Origin of the sequence: Staphylococcus lutrae (assembly GCF_002101335.1) — a bacterium.
GTDB classification, from domain to species: domain Bacteria; phylum Bacillota; class Bacilli; order Staphylococcales; family Staphylococcaceae; genus Staphylococcus; species Staphylococcus lutrae.
The window spans coordinates 1,356,399-1,372,068 of sequence record NZ_CP020773.1; the positions used below are offsets into that span (position 1 = coordinate 1,356,399).

General features: G+C 38.5%; 14 protein-coding genes, 1 pseudogene and 2 riboswitches. Of the genes and pseudogenes, 8 read left to right on the forward strand and 7 right to left on the reverse strand.

Annotated elements, in window-relative coordinates; translation table 11 throughout:
* Positions 1–130: 130 nt before the first annotated feature.
* Positions 131–1,081, forward strand: a complete 951-nt coding sequence (locus tag B5P37_RS06220; RefSeq protein WP_085237418.1) for a DUF1002 domain-containing protein — start codon at positions 131–133, stop codon at positions 1,079–1,081.
* A gap of 281 nt (positions 1,082–1,362) precedes the next feature.
* Here B5P37_RS06220 and ahpF read toward each other — a convergent pair whose 3' ends face one another.
* A complete protein-coding gene (ahpF, locus tag B5P37_RS06225) occupies positions 1,363–2,886 on the reverse strand; it encodes an alkyl hydroperoxide reductase subunit F (RefSeq protein WP_085237419.1) in 1,524 nt (507 codons plus the stop codon).
* A gap of 14 nt (positions 2,887–2,900) precedes the next feature.
* Entirely contained in the window at positions 2,901–3,470 is a 570-nt protein-coding gene (ahpC, locus tag B5P37_RS06230) for an alkyl hydroperoxide reductase subunit C (protein ID WP_085237420.1), read from the reverse strand.
* A 561-nt stretch (positions 3,471–4,031) separates the two neighbouring features.
* Here ahpC and nfsA point away from each other — a divergent pair.
* The 5 genes from nfsA (at position 4,032) to B5P37_RS06255 (ending at position 8,247) form a co-directional block, all read left to right on the forward strand.
* Complete coding sequence (gene nfsA, locus B5P37_RS06235) at positions 4,032–4,787, forward strand: oxygen-insensitive NADPH nitroreductase (protein ID WP_085237421.1); 756 nt, start codon at positions 4,032–4,034, stop codon at positions 4,785–4,787.
* 212 nt (positions 4,788–4,999) lie between these two features.
* Positions 5,000–5,290, forward strand: coding sequence for a lactococcin 972 family bacteriocin (locus tag B5P37_RS06240; RefSeq protein ID WP_085237422.1), 291 nt, complete (start codon positions 5,000–5,002; stop codon positions 5,288–5,290).
* Positions 5,291–5,314: 24 nt separating this feature from the next.
* Positions 5,315–7,282: a DUF1430 domain-containing protein gene (locus tag B5P37_RS06245; protein WP_085237423.1), complete on the forward strand. Its 1,968-nt coding sequence runs from the start codon at positions 5,315–5,317 to the stop codon at positions 7,280–7,282.
* Positions 7,283–7,615 carry a YxeA family protein gene (locus tag B5P37_RS06250; protein ID WP_085237424.1) on the forward strand — a complete coding sequence of 111 codons (333 nt, stop codon included), beginning with the start codon at positions 7,283–7,285 and terminating at the stop codon, positions 7,613–7,615.
* Entirely contained in the window at positions 7,612–8,247 is a 636-nt protein-coding gene (locus B5P37_RS06255; protein WP_085237425.1) for an ATP-binding cassette domain-containing protein, read from the forward strand. The genes B5P37_RS06250 and B5P37_RS06255 overlap by 4 nt, the downstream gene beginning before the upstream one ends.
* A gap of 100 nt (positions 8,248–8,347) precedes the next feature.
* On the opposite strand, the gene B5P37_RS06260 is transcribed toward B5P37_RS06255, so the two are convergent.
* The 5 genes and pseudogenes from B5P37_RS06260 to B5P37_RS06280 form a co-directional block, all read right to left on the reverse strand.
* Positions 8,348–9,739, reverse strand: coding sequence for an L-cystine transporter (locus B5P37_RS06260; RefSeq protein ID WP_085237426.1), 1,392 nt, complete (start codon positions 9,737–9,739; stop codon positions 8,348–8,350).
* A 72-nt stretch (positions 9,740–9,811) separates the two neighbouring features.
* The gene (thiO, locus tag B5P37_RS06265; protein ID WP_085237427.1) at positions 9,812–10,918 is read right to left on the reverse strand and encodes a glycine oxidase ThiO; all 1,107 of its coding nucleotides are present in this window, start codon (positions 10,916–10,918) and stop codon (positions 9,812–9,814) included.
* Between the two features lie 90 nt (positions 10,919–11,008).
* Positions 11,009–11,111, reverse strand: a riboswitch (TPP riboswitch).
* 360 nt (positions 11,112–11,471) lie between these two features.
* Positions 11,472–11,886: pseudogene (locus B5P37_RS06270) on the reverse strand (DNA-binding protein); the annotation flags it as partial.
* Between the two features lie 112 nt (positions 11,887–11,998).
* Entirely contained in the window at positions 11,999–12,673 is a 675-nt protein-coding gene (locus B5P37_RS06275; RefSeq protein WP_085237429.1) for a hypothetical protein, read from the reverse strand.
* A gap of 245 nt (positions 12,674–12,918) precedes the next feature.
* Positions 12,919–13,341 (reverse strand): general stress protein, encoded by a 423-nt coding sequence (locus B5P37_RS06280; protein WP_085237430.1) that lies wholly within the window; start codon positions 13,339–13,341, stop codon positions 12,919–12,921.
* 178 nt (positions 13,342–13,519) lie between these two features.
* Positions 13,520–13,622: riboswitch (purine riboswitch) on the forward strand.
* A 180-nt stretch (positions 13,623–13,802) separates the two neighbouring features.
* Between B5P37_RS06280 and xpt the strand changes: the two genes are divergently transcribed.
* Positions 13,803–14,387 (forward strand): xanthine phosphoribosyltransferase, encoded by a 585-nt coding sequence (gene xpt / locus B5P37_RS06285; protein WP_085237431.1) that lies wholly within the window; start codon positions 13,803–13,805, stop codon positions 14,385–14,387.
* On the forward strand, positions 14,384–15,652 hold the full coding sequence (gene pbuX / locus B5P37_RS06290) for a xanthine permease PbuX (protein ID WP_085237432.1): 1,269 nt from the start codon (positions 14,384–14,386) through the stop codon (positions 15,650–15,652). The genes xpt and pbuX overlap by 4 nt, the downstream gene beginning before the upstream one ends.
* Positions 15,653–15,670: the final 18 nt, after the last annotated feature.

The following is a 15,670-nucleotide window of genomic DNA, read 5'->3' on the forward strand; positions in this document are numbered from 1 at the left end:
GTGTGAAACCTCCTATACCGCACGCTTTGTCTAGCTCAAACCATGTTTCGGTCCTAGGAATGATAGCATTGTCACAGAGACATGTTAAAATGAAAAAAAATGACGATGCACGTAGGAGGAAGTGATTGAAATGTATAAAAAAATCTTAGTGAGTGGTGCAATCACATTAATATTAGTGACAGGAATAGGGAGCCAAGTTCAGGCAGCCAGTGAATTTAAACCCAAAGAGGAAATTTTTCTACAAGGTGCAGACCTTAACGCAAATCAACTGGAACAGACAAAAGAACAATTAGGTGTTGGTAACAATGTCACAACATATCGAGTGACAAACATCGATGTCGTCCAATATACGGGTACAGAGTATGACTATATTCACTCCAGTGCTTTAATCAAACCGAAACGTTTTACAAGGGGTGTCGATGTAGAAATTGAAACACCTAAAAATATCACACGTATTTCACGTGAACAGTATATGAATGCGGCGATTACTTCGGGCATTCAAGATGCTACAATTAAGATTGCGTCTGTTGATCCTGTTACTGGAGAAGGAGCGCTAACAGGGATTTATAAAGCTTATGAGGCACAAGGTCAGCGCTTGAATCCGCAAGATATTCAAAATGCCCATCAAGAAATGAATGATTTAGCACGGATTAGTGAGCATCACCAAAATAGTGAAGGATACTCTGACGAAGCATTAAATGAAGCTGTAGCTGATATGAAAGTGCAAATTGCTGAAGCGAAGGCTGCGCAACAACAAATCAACAGTACAACGATTAATAACATTGTTAATCAAACGTTAAATGAACGCGGATTGAATAAAATTTTAAGTGATAATGAAATAGCGATGATACAGAATATCATGATGAATGTGTCGAAATCAGATGTACTGCACCAAGATCCAGCTGCATTTAAAAAACAGGCGAATCAATTAAAAGATAAGATTCAACATCAAGCCAGTGACAAGTTAGCCCAATTAAAAAAATATGACACTGAAGAAACACGAAACTTTTTTCAAAAATTATGGGATGCGATTGTCGCCTTTTTTACAAAGTTATGGCATTGGCTCACATCATTTTTGTAAAGCCAGCGTTTATTTTTCACTGATGGCAGTGCATTTAAATAGTTCAGAGCAGGAAAGAATCGGATGTTCTGAAACAGAATCAAGCATGTGAGCATTCTTCCTAAAAAACACACCCCTGAAAGTTGGGATGATTTCCAACTTTTGGGGTGTATGCATGCTATCGACTGGCTTTTATATAGAGACAGATGGGGTAAGGTGAGAAGGGGAAGTTGCAGTAACAACCTGCTCAATATCGCCCATTGCATTATAAAAGTCTGAGCGCATCTGAAATGAGTAGCAATTTAATGACGAATCAAGTAATCAAAAGCGGATAATGCAGCAGTTGCACCTGAACCCATTGAAATGATGATTTGTTTGTAGCGTTGATCTGTACAATCTCCTGCGGCAAACACACCTGGGATGTTCGTGTGACCAAGACGATCAACCTCAATTTCACCCATGCGATTGCGCTGTACAGTGTTGCCTAACCATTCCGTATTCGGTGACAGTCCGATTTGGACGAACACGCCATTGAGTTCGATATGTTTTTCTTCATTTGTTGCACGGTCAGTATACGTCAGTCCATTAACACGGTCATCACCTGTAATTTCTTTTGTTGCCGCTTGTGTAATAACCGATGTATTGTTTAAGGATTTCAAACGTTCCTGTAGTACAGAGTCTGCTCTGAGTGCTTCGCCAAATTCAAGAACAGTGACACTTTTACATATGCCGGCTAAGTCGATTGCTGCTTCTACACCTGAGTTGCCACCGCCGATAACAGCGACATCTTTTCCTTCAAAAAGAGGGCCGTCACAGTGCGGGCAGTATGCCACACCTTTGTTAGCAAATGTATCTTCGCCTGGTACGCCGAGTTTTCTCCAACGCGCCCCAGTGCCAATGATGAGTGAACGTGTTTGAAGGGTTGCGCCATTATCTAACGTCAGATGAATCGTGTCATCTACTTTGTTTAATGCATCTGCACGTACACCGGTCATGATGTCCACTTGATAATCTTTTATATGCGCTTCGAGATGCGTGGCTAATGATGGCCCTGTTGTTTTCTTCACGCCAATTAAATTCTCAATATCAGCGGTATCGTTCACTTGACCACCGATTCTATCGGCAACGATACCTGTTTTCAAACCTTTTCGTGCAGCATAAATGGCAGAACTTGCACTCGCAGGGCCACCACCAACAACAAGCACATCAAACGTTTCTTTTCCTTCAAATTTGGATGCATCTGGACCTTGACCCAACGCGCTAAGAATGTCGGTTACTGTCATACGTCCACTACCAAAGGATGCCCCATTTAAGAAAATAGAAGGAACAGCCATGATATCTTCAGCTTCTTTTTTGAATACCGCTCCGTCAATCATTGTATGTGTAATATTTGGGTTTAAAACACTCATTAAGTTTAACGCTTGAACCACGTCCGGACATTTTTGACACGTTAAGCTGATAAATGTTTCAAAATGGAGCGGTTCATCTATAGATTTGATTTGATCGATTACAGATTGCGTTTCTTTTGGCGCACGACCACTCACTTGTAGCAATGCTAGCACAAAAGAATTGAACTCATGACCAAGAGGGACACCAGCAAAAGTAATGCCAGTGTCCTCGTTTGGTCGATTGATACTAAAGCTTGGTGTCCGCTTTAATTCTACTTGCTCTACTGTAATATGAGATGACATGCCTGAAACCTCATTGACAAGGTCGTTTACCTTTTGAGAATGTGCATCCTCTCCAGTGCTCACTTTCAGTACGACGTCACCTTCCATCAAATCAAGAAGTTGTGACAATTGCTGTTTTAATTCTTGATTCAACATGTCGTAAAGCCTCCTTAAATTTTACCTACTAAATCTAATCCTGGTGTTAAAGTTTCGCCGCCTTCTTCCCATTTTGCTGGGCATACTTCACCTGGATTTTGACGAACATATTGTGCGGCTTTGATTTTATGGATTAACGTACTTGCGTCGCGACCAATACCGTCTGCATTGATTTCCGCTGCTTGTACCACACCATCTGGGTCAACGATAAACGTACCGCGTTGTGCAAGGCCAGTCACTTCATCTAATACATCAAATTGGCGTGTAATCGCTTGTGATGGGTCACCAATCATTGTGTATTGTAGTTTGCTGATCGCGTCTGAATGATCATGCCAAGCTTTATGTACAAAATGCGTATCTGTTGATACAGAAAATACATTTGCACCGAGCTCTTGTAATTTATCGTATTGATTTTGTACATCTTCTAACTCAGTTGGACATACGAATGAAAAATCTGCAGGATAGAATACAATAACACTCCATTTTCCTTTTAAATCTTCGTGAGTTACTTCAATAAATTCATCTGCTTTTGCGTTGTAAGCTTGTGCTGAAAACGCTTCGATTTGTTTACCAATCAGTGACATAATCAAAATCCTCCTCATTTACTATGAATTATTATTTAGATTAGAATTAAGTGATGCTTGCTTATGATAATTCCTTATTAATAATAATTCTAATCTCATTATGTATTATGACATGTCACTATCATTCCGTCAAACAAATATAAAATGTTTTTATGTGTTTTTTGGTTAAACGTTTTCATAATAAATAAATGATGTAAATTAAATATGTAAATATACTCTAATCCTTGTTTTAAAAGTATTTCTTTGGGTTTTGAATAGATTAATAATGATATTTTTAATTGTATTTATAAATACTTTTATTTATTTTACTTTATATTGTGTTTGCTTTTTGAAAGTTATTCTATGTAATTTATGATTAATCTAATATCATTTATACACTATTATTCTCAATTGAAGTCGTCGTATTATTTATTAAATAGGAGAGAAATGAGTAATATTTCAATGAACATTTACGAGAAGGTGCATTAATCTGATTTGTTTTTAGTAGTGATGCAAGAAGCATGCGTTTCTATTCATTACATGTTAGGATGGAGAAAAAGGCGTAAGGAGTGGATTGTTGGTATGTCAGAGTATGTGTACGATTTGGCTAAGCGCCATCATTCGGTAAGAAGCTTTAAAAAATCACCTATTAGTAGAACCATCATAAAAAAACTGATTGAAGCAGGGCAAATGGCGTCAACGTCAAGTTTTTTACAAACGACTTCATTTATTGGGGTGGAATCTATAGAGAAGAAAGAGGCGCTACGTGAAGTTTCAGGTCAGCCATACGTAGTCGAGAACGGTTATTTACTCGTCTATGTCATTGATTATCATCGCCATCAACTCGTTAATGAAAAGATGAACGCGGACATGGAAGTAAGTTTTGAATCGGCTGAAGGGCTATTGGTTGGTACAGTTGATGCAGCGCTAGCCGCTCAAAATATCGCACTCACTGCTGAAGATATGGGTTATGGTATTGTTTACCTTGGTTCATTGCGTAACGATATCCAACGTGTACGTGAAATTTTAAATTTACCTGAGCACGTCTTTCCATTATTTGGTATGGCAATTGGAGAACCAGCAGACGATGAAAACGGAACACCGAAACCGCGTTTGCCTCTTGAGCATGTCTTTCATGTCGATACGTACAATCAAGATGACACCAAACTGTCTCAACAAATTGAAGATTATGATAAAATAATTTCCGAATATTATAAAGTACGCACTCAGGGCAGACGTGACGAAACATGGTCAAGTCAAATTGCGGGCTTTATGAGCAGTAAACAACGATTAGAGATGAACGATTGGTTACAAATGTCAGGATTTAATAAGAAATAATATATCGAAAATCAAATAAATCCTCCCCGTTCAAAATAAATGGATGGGGAGTTTTTTAGGATTAAAGATGAAGTCTTCTATTTTTTAGCTATTTTATTTCCGTATATACATAAAAACAAAATAATGATAAAATATTTATTTAATGTTGTTGAAAACCAGATTGCCATAAACTATAATAAAAGTGTAATGTTATTACAAAGGAGGATGAAATTATGAAAAATAAGATTTTGAGTACTTTAGTCGCCGGGTTATTGTTAATAGGTATTGGTTCGTCTAGTTTAGTTAGTGCAGCAACTATCTATACGGACGGAGGAACTTGGAGTTATGGTGTAGGAAGTAAATACGTATGGTCATATTATAGTAATAACTATAGATACCATAGTTCAACAGTAATTGGGAAAACAAGATCGTTTAGTGGATTTAGAAAACCTGGAGTTAGAGCACAGGCATCATCAGAAAAGAGATGGTGGTGGCGTAATGAAGCATATTATAATGTATACTAAGTTTCCAATTTATAGAGGTGAGTCATGAAGTGGATGAAACACTTATTAGATGTGGTCATGCTCACACTAATAAGCTTATTTTTAATTCTTGAACTGTACGAAGAGGATAGCGAAATACTTACTGGAAGTCATGTGATGCTTGAAGTTGAAAGCTGGAATTACCAACATTCGAAAGCAGAAGTTTTTGAGAAGTTTGAAAAGGTTGCGAAAGACGCAGATATTGCGATTTTTAAAGTCGTTATCGATCATAAAGAACATCAAGTCGATAAAGCGATTTATGCGTTTAATGAGAAAGCCAATCATCACACTATTGCGCCGATGAATACGACATATAGTTACCATCATTTAACGCATGATCAACTGATGCAGCGAGATGTACGTGGTGATTATTTTATATTGGATGATATTGCTAATAAGGAACAATTAAAAGCAGCTTTAGAAAGTGTCGGTCTAAAGGTGAGGGTGGGATCTGTACAATCATGGATGACCTATGGGGATGTGCTCATTAATCGAGGCGTACTGCTTCCATTTGTGACATTACTCATTATCTATTTGTTGTATCATTTGCATTATCGAAGTCAAAATTTTAAAACGTATGCGACGATGCGTTTACACGGTTACCGCTTTTTTAATATCTTATTTCTGAATATTAAAAAAGTTATTGTCAGATGGTTGATATTAGCCATAAGTATCGGATTCTTTTCGATAGGATTGTTGAAATGGTTAGGATTGGACGGTCAACTCGAATATTTTGTAAGTCGTCTCATCGTAGCGGATATTTTATTTTGGATGATTTTATCTATCAGTTCATTACTGTCTTGTATCTTACTTATCCGGATAGATATCCCACTGATGATTAAAGGGCTCAAGCCATATCGTCTGTTACGTGCGATGAATCATATCTCTAAGTTGAGTATGTTAGTTTTACTCACACTGCTCATTTTGCCGAATCTTAATCAAATGAAAAAGTTAGAACAAATTCAAGAAACAGAAGCATGGTGGGGCAAATTAGATGATTATTACACAATTGACTTGAAACCCATACGGCGTAGTATGAACGAAGAAATGGAATTTGCGAAACGATATCATCAAATGTTTATATATAGTGAGCAACATGAACAAGCATTATTGATGAATCAAAATGTATTGTATGAACCAAGTCAAACAAATTATACGCCAGACGAAGGAAATGTGCTGTTTGTCAATCAAAACTTTGTTGATTTTTTTAAGTCTCAATTACGAGAGTTACCGAATTTAGAAGACCGACCTGGACAAATAGAGTTGTATTTACCTCCTCAAGCTAAAAATGAAGTCTCAGTCATACGTGCAGATTTTCAGGATTGGGTGAACTATCAACTTCCAAATCCAGAATCAGAGACAAAGGTACAGGTGACACAAATAAAAAAACCATATCAAGTGTATGCCTTTGATGTGAATACAGGGTTGTCAACAACTTATTTGAAATCACCTGCCATTTTAATGTTAGACGCCACAGATTTAACGGATGATTTTTACTATGCGACATTATCGCAAGGAGAATTGATTTTTAAAAATTATGAAAATATTGTCCGTAATATCGACCGTTTTGATTTGAAAAATGATGTGCAAGGTGTAACCAATTATAAAGACCGCGTTATGAAAATGTATCGAGAAGCACAAACGAAATGGATAGTGTATAGTTTTTCTAGTGCAATCGCCATGGCAGTTTTATTCATAGTGACACTATTAGATGTATTACATTATTTTGAACAACATCGTCAATGGTTGCTCATGAGAAAAATGTTTGGCTTTAGACGTTGGCAAAATTATAAAAAGCATATCATCCTGAATGGATTGTTTACCGCAATCATTGGTGTGGCTTTGTTTGTAAAGACGCAAAATAGTCATGTGGTGTGGATATTTAGCATGATCTTGCTTTTTCAATTTATCATTCAATGGGCTTACATTCATTATTTAGAAAAACAATTTAATGCATTGATCAGGGAGGCTTAAATGTTTAAGAAAAAGGGTTTGATTACGATTGCAGTTATCGTTGTTGTATGTGGTTTGTTTTTAGCTTTTGTGCGCATTCCATATGTTGATTACTTTAATCCATTTTTGAAAAAAGAGACGTCTTATGCTGTAGTGCCATTAGGAACACAATCTCACTTGAATATTCAAGCGTATGACGAATCGGGTGAACCACTCAAATATCGCCTTGATTTCAATGGATATGATGCACAATTTGATCATTTGAAAGTGATACACAAAGGTAAATATGTCTTTGCCATTGAGTATGTTAAAGATCTTTCAAAATGGCCTAAAGAGGTGAAAGTGAAAGAATGATTGAATTAAAAAATGTAACGATTAAAAAGGGGAAGCGTTCGATTTTTGACAATGTGAATTTGAAATTTGAAGCGGGGAAGTCTTATGCTTTTGTCGGTCATAGTGGGTCGGGGAAATCTACATTATTGAATACGATTGCAGGATTTGAAACATTGCAACAAGGTGAGGTACGACTCGATCAACAGCGATTGAAGGCAGATTATCGTTTTTATCGTCACGTACTCGGCTATGTTTTTCAAAATTATGGTCTCGTTGAATCGATGTCAATCAATCAAAACCTCGACATGGCTCTAGCTTTCAAGAAAGTATCCAAATCAGAACGGCGACAGTTGAAATCGAGTTGCTTACAAAAAGTGGGGATAGACATAGATAAAAAGCGCAAAGTTGCGACATTAAGTGGAGGAGAGCAACAGCGGGTAGCCCTTGCACGTTTGTTACTCAAACAGCCGCGACTGATTTTAGCGGACGAACCGACGGGATCCTTGGACCAGGCGAATGGTCAAAAAGTCATGGAGTTGTTATTTGATATGGTGGATGATACGCGTACGCTGATAATAGCCACACATGACTTAGCCTTGGCGCAACAATGTGACGAGATCATACATGTCGACTTAATTAAAAGCGCTATTTAAGGAAAAGAAGGACATCTTCCAATCCATAAGAAAACGGCAAACATCATTGAGGTGTATAACCTTTGGTGACGTTTGCCGGTTTTTATAAGATGTGTACAACTTAATGTTGTGTTGTTAACTCGTTCATATCATTTGAATTGAAGATATCTTCGTCAAGTTGCTTTGTTAATTTAGCAGTGCCTGTTCCTGCCAAAATCGCGTCGTTCACATTTAATGCTGTCCGACCCATATCAATCAATGGTTCCACAGAAATTAAGACCCCTGCAAGACCTACAGGTAGGTTTAACGCAGACAATACGAGGATGGAAGCAAACGTTGCACCGCCCCCTACACCTGCGACACCAAATGAGCTTAATACGACTACGATGATGACTGTGGCGATGAATTGTAAATTGACTTCAACACCCGCGATCGGTGCAACCATGATAGCAAGCATCGCTGGATAAATTCCGGCACAACCATTTTGCCCGATAGACAAGCCGAAAGAGCCCGAGAAGTTAGCAATGGCTTGAGGCACACCAAGGCGATTGGTTTGTGCTTGAACGTTTAATGGGAGGGTGCCCGCACTTGAACGCGATGTGAATGCGAATAAAATCACTTCGGCTGTTTTCTTCACATATTGAATCGGATTGACTCCGATGACTGCCAATATGATTAAGTGGATGATATACATTGTGATGAGCGCAGCATAAGATGCAATGACAAATTTACCTAGTGTCCAAATGGCAGCGAAATCACTGGTTGCAATCGTATTAATCATAATGGCTAAAATACCATACGGCGTCAAGCGTAACACAAAGGTTACGATGGCCATGACAAGGGCATCAATGGCATCGATGCCACGTTTTAAAGTTTGACCTTTTTCAGGTTGTTTACGTGCAACACGCAAGAATGCAAAACCGACGAATGCTGCAAAAATGACAACGGCGATTGTAGAAGTTGCACGCGCCCCAGTAAAATCTAGAAATGGATTTGCCGGTAACAGTGCTGAAATTTGTGATGGCAACGTTGTCGCAGTGAGGTCTTTCGCTTTATCAGCGAGCTCGGCACTACGCGCATTTTCCGCTTGTCCCAAATCGATACTAGAGGCATCAAGATTAAAGGCAATGGCATAAATAATACCGACAATTGCGGCAATCGTCACCGTACCGATAAGGAACATAAAAATGAAGCTCCCCATTTTAGCAAAACTGGCGCTAATATCAATCTTTGCAAATGCTGCAACAATAGAAATAAAAATGAGCGGGATGACAATCATTTGTAACAATGAAATGTACCCGTTACCAATGAGACCTACCCATTCAGTCGTTTGTTTAGTGACTTGACCATCTACGCCATAAATCAAATGGAGTAAGAGCCCTAAAACAATCCCTAAGCCGAGTGCGATAAACACACGCTTGGGGAATTTAACATGTTTTTTCGCCATGACCCAAAGTCCGATCAATGCGATTACGAAAATAATTAAATTAATGATAATAAAAAATATAGACATAAATACGCTTCCTTTTTAATTCCGACTTCTATAATAGGATAATGGGTAGGAAGCATAAAATCAAGGGTAATTTTATTGATATGTCAATTTTGGAGAAAATGAGTTGAGTTGTGTTCTAGCTTTATCATCCCCTTCAATCAGTTGCGCCATCAGTATGCCTGCAATTGGAGAAAGTAAGATACCATTGCGATAATGACCTGTGGCTACAAATAATCGGGGGGCGATTTCTCCCATTATAGGTACCTCATTTTCGGTGATAGGGCGAATACCTGTCCAAGTTTTAATGATACGATGAGATTGAAGTTGAGGAATCATACGTACACTTTCTCGATCGAGCCAAGACAGGTTGTCTGCATTGCTTTCTGTATCCCAACAATCATAATCTGAAGTCGCGCCAATTAAGAAACGATTCGGTCGTTTAGGGACGATATAACAACCGTTCATATTAAAAATGGTTTCCTTAAGACCTGTGTAATCAGAAGCGATAAGTTTGACGTCACCTTTGACGGGACGCGTTGGTAAATGGATATCCAATTGTTGTAATAACGTGCCACTCCAAGCCCCTGCCGCAATAATCAACTCATCGGCGTCAAATGTCCCTTTAGAGGTTATGACGCGATAACTTTGAGAATGACGTTGGAGTCGTTCGACTTCTGTATGTGTCATCAAATCAATATGTGCCCGTTTAAGTACCGATGCAATGAGTGCTTGCGTGTAAATATTGGCATTGATTTGCCCGTCATCTTGAATTTTAAACGCGGCACTTTGTGACGGATCAAGTTGTGGAAAACGTTGTATGAATTGTTGGGGCGTTAATGCCGTTACAGTATGGTCATGTCGGTGAAGAAATTCAAACTGTTGTTGAACAGCTGATACATCTTGTGGGCGAGAAGCGACTTTGATGAGACCGTATTGTTGGTATTCAATATCAATCCCTGTTTCAAGTTCAAGCGTACGCGCCAAATCAGGCATCATCGCCCGACTTTGCATCGCGAGTCGATAGAGTGGGGAGTCTTCGAAAAATTCATTTTGCGCACCTAGCATGCCTCCCGCAGCATAAGAGGCGTTCATTCGTGGTGTAGAGCGGTCGATAATACGGATGTGCCGTTGTTTTGTATTGAGTTGACGTGCAATGGCCAATCCCATGACCCCTGCTCCGATGATTATGGTATGTTTCATAAAAAAACCTCCTGCATAAAAGGATGCAAGAGGAATACGTATATGATTGAAATAACGTCAGCGACGCGCGATTTCGCGTTGAGACACATTCAGTAACATATTGCGCTTCCCTTCGTTGGTTCTAACCACGTCAGGTTCAAAGAGTTAAGATACCATCTTTCTCAGCTCGCCTCGAGCACCCCTAGCCTATCAATTTTTAATGATGATCAATCGTGTCTATTCATATCAATCTTAGCACGCTTTGTCAAATGATTGTGTGTTTTATTACATGGAGACGTCGGTTTATGATGACCGGTATAAACGCCTCAGTGTCCGTACATGTCGTGCAGGCAATCAATCGCTTAACCGATATGTCATGGATTATGAAATTAGCCCCCAAACAGGCGTTGGAAAAAGCCTTTTTTCTCATTACGTTGAATCGTTTCAGCAAGATCTTGATGTTCTTTTGTTTGCGTTTCAATACTTTCTTGTGTTTTATGAAGCTGTTCGGTTTGTTGTTGCTGTGCCGTTGTCAGTGCCTCCATAGATTGACGATTTGTCTCTAGTTGTGTATGTAACTGCTGTTGTAACGCTTTAAGCGCTTCTTGCTGTTGATTCACTTGTGAGACCATTTGACCTAACATTTGACGCTCTTCACGCATATGACTGATTTCGTTACGTAATTCCGTAATCAATTGCGGAACTTGTTGATCAGTAGGGAGTTGTTGGTCATGCGTTTTGACAATGACTTGTAAAAAGTCTTTTTCTTTTTCAAGCGCTTCAAAAGCAAGATCATAACTATTGGTTTGTGCAACACGTTCAGCAATTTCTTGGAAGAGCTCAATGTCCTCTTCTTTGAAATCAGTTGCTTCGCGTCCACGGTATTCCGTTTTATTTAAATGATAGCCGCGCTCTTCAAGGTGTTGCACAATTTTACGGACTTGTTTTTCACTCAGCTCAGATTTTTGAGCAAATTCTTTTGTTAGCATATGTCGTTTAGGTCCTTTCTCTCATTTTTAGACTGTCGCCAGTGTGCGCTCAGTGCCCCTTCAGTCTTACCTCTCTACTATTGTAACGACTTTAAGTACTGAATTCAAGGGCTTAGACATGAGGTTCCTTTCGCAAATTCATTTTAACGAGTAAAGGATAAATAATTCGCCGCGGGATTCGATTCGCAAATACATATTTTAGAATGTATGCGGATTTAATACTCGTTCCGTAAATGTCTTTTGTGAGCGGGATATTTGCTTTAATATACAGATCTAAAGGTACCGGCTTTCCGTTACGATCTAACGAGGGTTGTAGATACGTGATGTCGTTTTGCCTTTCATAACCATTTTGAACTAGGAAACGGCGACGAAATGCGATTTTATGTGCTGTTTCTGTATCAACATCTGGTGATTCCAAAGTTGATTCGAACATGAAGAAGTTAACATCACGACCATGGCGTTGATTGGAAATTTTGTTGATTTCTTTTTCTATTTGCTCAAGCATGCTTTTTAGACGGCTTTCACATTGTTCGTCTGGCTGTGCAAGTAAGTATACAATGAAGCCGACATTGGTTGTTGCTTCATAATGAGCGGTTGCAAAAGTGACAATTTCATCATTTTCTATACCTACGATAAAAACAAAGTCATATTGTGTCTTTTCGGTTTTTAATGATTGTTCAAATACAGACTCATCTTCTGTGACGAGGGGGTCTAGTTTATCCATGTAAAACGCTAGTGCTGGGAGATACCACGGGTCTTGGATGGATTGGATATGTGCAAAATGCATGTCTTTTCACCTCTCTTAATGGCTATAGTATAGCATATTATCAGAGGTTAATAGGTGGGAATTAAGATAGAGGGAGCATAACGCTTATTTTTCATATCAAACTTTGCCTAAGATTCGACAAGTCGGGTGAGAAGTCTAAAGCAAACGAGTTCAAAATGGGTCAAACCTTAGGCAAACGTGTTCGGTTACGAGAGTTTGAGAGGACTATCATGCGTGTAGGGCATGCATGTGAGATATACGATACTTTATTCAATATCACCTATATGCTCAGATGGTGCATGCTTGTCGTGCTTTTGCTGATCGGCACTGTTATATTTAGTGAGTTCTTTATTGTCATACTTAACTTTTTGAACCATTACAACAATTTTATTATTAGTAATGTCTTGTTTGAGGTCTTCTTTTTCTTCTTCAGAGAACTCGTATTTCGCTAAGGCAGCTTCTTCGGCATCTTCACCGATGAAAAAGCGCAAAAACTTATCACTGACCGTTCCAGTTGTAGATTTACTTTGAATTTGTGAATGGTTAAAGCGATCGGTTTTGAGTTTGTCTTTACTCAAAATTAAAATCTCATTTTCAGGAATACCTTCATTTAACAATTGATCAACGTATTGAATGGCTTCTTCTTCAGTGCGCTTCACTTCGTATTTTTCGATTTGATATAATGCCATAATCTGTGAGCCTCCAATCTATTTGTTATGTGACACATACCCGTATTAATGGTTAGTTAAACGATTACATTATCATTATGACGTGTATGGATTGTTCATGCAACAAATTACCATAAATTTCTGAAAACAACAGATTTCATATGATAGTATTGCGAAAGGACAGTAAATTTGCTATTATCATTAAATAATTTATCACGCTCATATAATCTGAAGAATATGGCTTTAGAAGTTTCTACCATGTTGCCTTAAACGACATGACTATGAGTAATGGGACATCTATGTAATATGTAACATGCTGCATCTACGCCTATAATGACACGACTGAAATGACTGTGTTTCCGGATTAGGCCTTAAGACGTAACATAGTGCCACTATACAATTGTATGACTATTACTCGTATACCTGAAACAGTATTCTTTAGTTTTGGGTTTTTTTGATATCTTTTTCAAGGAGGAATAGGTGTGGACGCACTGAGAAGAAAGGTCATTGAAGATGGCGTTGTGATTGATGAAAAAATCCTTAAAGTCGATGGATTCTTAAATCATCAAATTGATGCAAAATTGATGTATGACATCGGGCAAACGTTTTATGAGCAATTTGTTGATCAAGAAATAACAAAAGTTTTAACCATAGAGGCATCTGGTATCGCACCAGCCATTATGGCAGCCTATCGTTTGGATGTGCCTTGTCTATTTGCTAAAAAAGCAAAACCCAGCACTTTAAATACCGGCTACTACCAAACGGATGTGCATTCGTTTACTAAAAATAAAACGAATACCATCATCATTTCTGAAGCTTTTTTGTCGTCTGAAGATAGAGTTTTAATTATTGATGATTTTTTAGCAAATGGAGAAGCTGCATTAGGCTTGCATCGTCTTGTTGGACAAGCGGGTGCGACAACAGTCGGTGTGGGGATTTTAGTAGAAAAAAGTTTTCAGCCCGGGCGTATGCGTTTAGAAAATGCAGGTTTGAATGTTTTATCACTATGCCAAGTGGCGTCATTAGCCAATAACCAAGTCACGTTATTAGGAGAATCTGAATCATGAAACGATTTTTATTGAGTTTGCAACACTTGCTCGCCATGTACGCGGGTGCTATTTTAGTCCCTATTATTGTAGGAACAAGTTTGAACTTCACGGCTGAACAGATTGCTTATTTAGTGACAGTGGATATTTTTATGTGTGGTGTGGCTACATTTCTTCAAGTTTATCGAGGGATTGGAATTGGCTTACCAGTTGTCTTAGGATGTACGTTTACTGCGGTAGCACCGATGATTTTAATCGGTCAATCGAAAGGAATCGATGTGCTCTACGGTTCTCTCTTTTTATCAGGGCTACTGGTCATTCTTATTGCGCCATTTTTTGCAACATTAGTAAAGCTTTTCCCGCCAGTGGTGACGGGCAGTGTTGTAACGATTATCGGTCTCACGTTAATGCCTGTCGCAATGAATTATCTTGCAGGGGGACAAGGGGCTAAAGATTATGGTAATCCTAAACATATTTTGCTAGGGTTCGCGACATTAGTCATTATTTTAATACTTCAACGTTTTGCGCGTGGATTTTTGAAGTCTATCGCAATTTTAATGGGATTAATCTTGGGAACGATTTTAGCCAGTCTCTTTGGTGTTGTTGATGTGACACAGGTTGGACATGCCCATTGGTTTGAACTTCCAAAACCATTTAGATTTACAGGATTTGCTTTTGATTTCGGTGCAACCATTGTATTTTTCATTGTTGCGTTGGTGAGTTTAATTGAGTCGACAGGCGTGTATCACGCATTAAGCACGATTACTGGAAAAAAACTCGAACGTAAAGATTTTAGAAAAGGTTATATGGCAGAAGGAATAGCGATTACATTGGGCTCTATTTTCAATGCTTTCCCTTATACGGCTTACTCTCAAAACGTAGGGCTTGTTTCATTATCAGGTGTTAAAAAGAACGATGTGATTTACGGGATGGTCATTTTATTAATCATTTGTGGTTGTATCCCAAAATTGGGGGCATTGGCGAACATTATCCCGTTCTCAGTCCTCGGTGGTGCGATGCTTGCAATGTTTGGTATGGTCATGGCTTATGGCGTGCGCATCTTAAATGATATTAATTTCAAGAACCAAAACAATTTATTAATTATCGCCATTTCAGTGGGATTAGGTGCAGGTATCACTGCGGTACCAGAAGCATTCAAAGCATTAGGTGACCAATTTGCTTGGCTTACACAGAATGGTATTGTTTTAGGAACGATATCAGCAATTATCTTGAATTTATTTTTCAATGGTATAAACTATCAACAAAACAAAGAAAATGTGAAATAATAGGTATAAAATGAATGG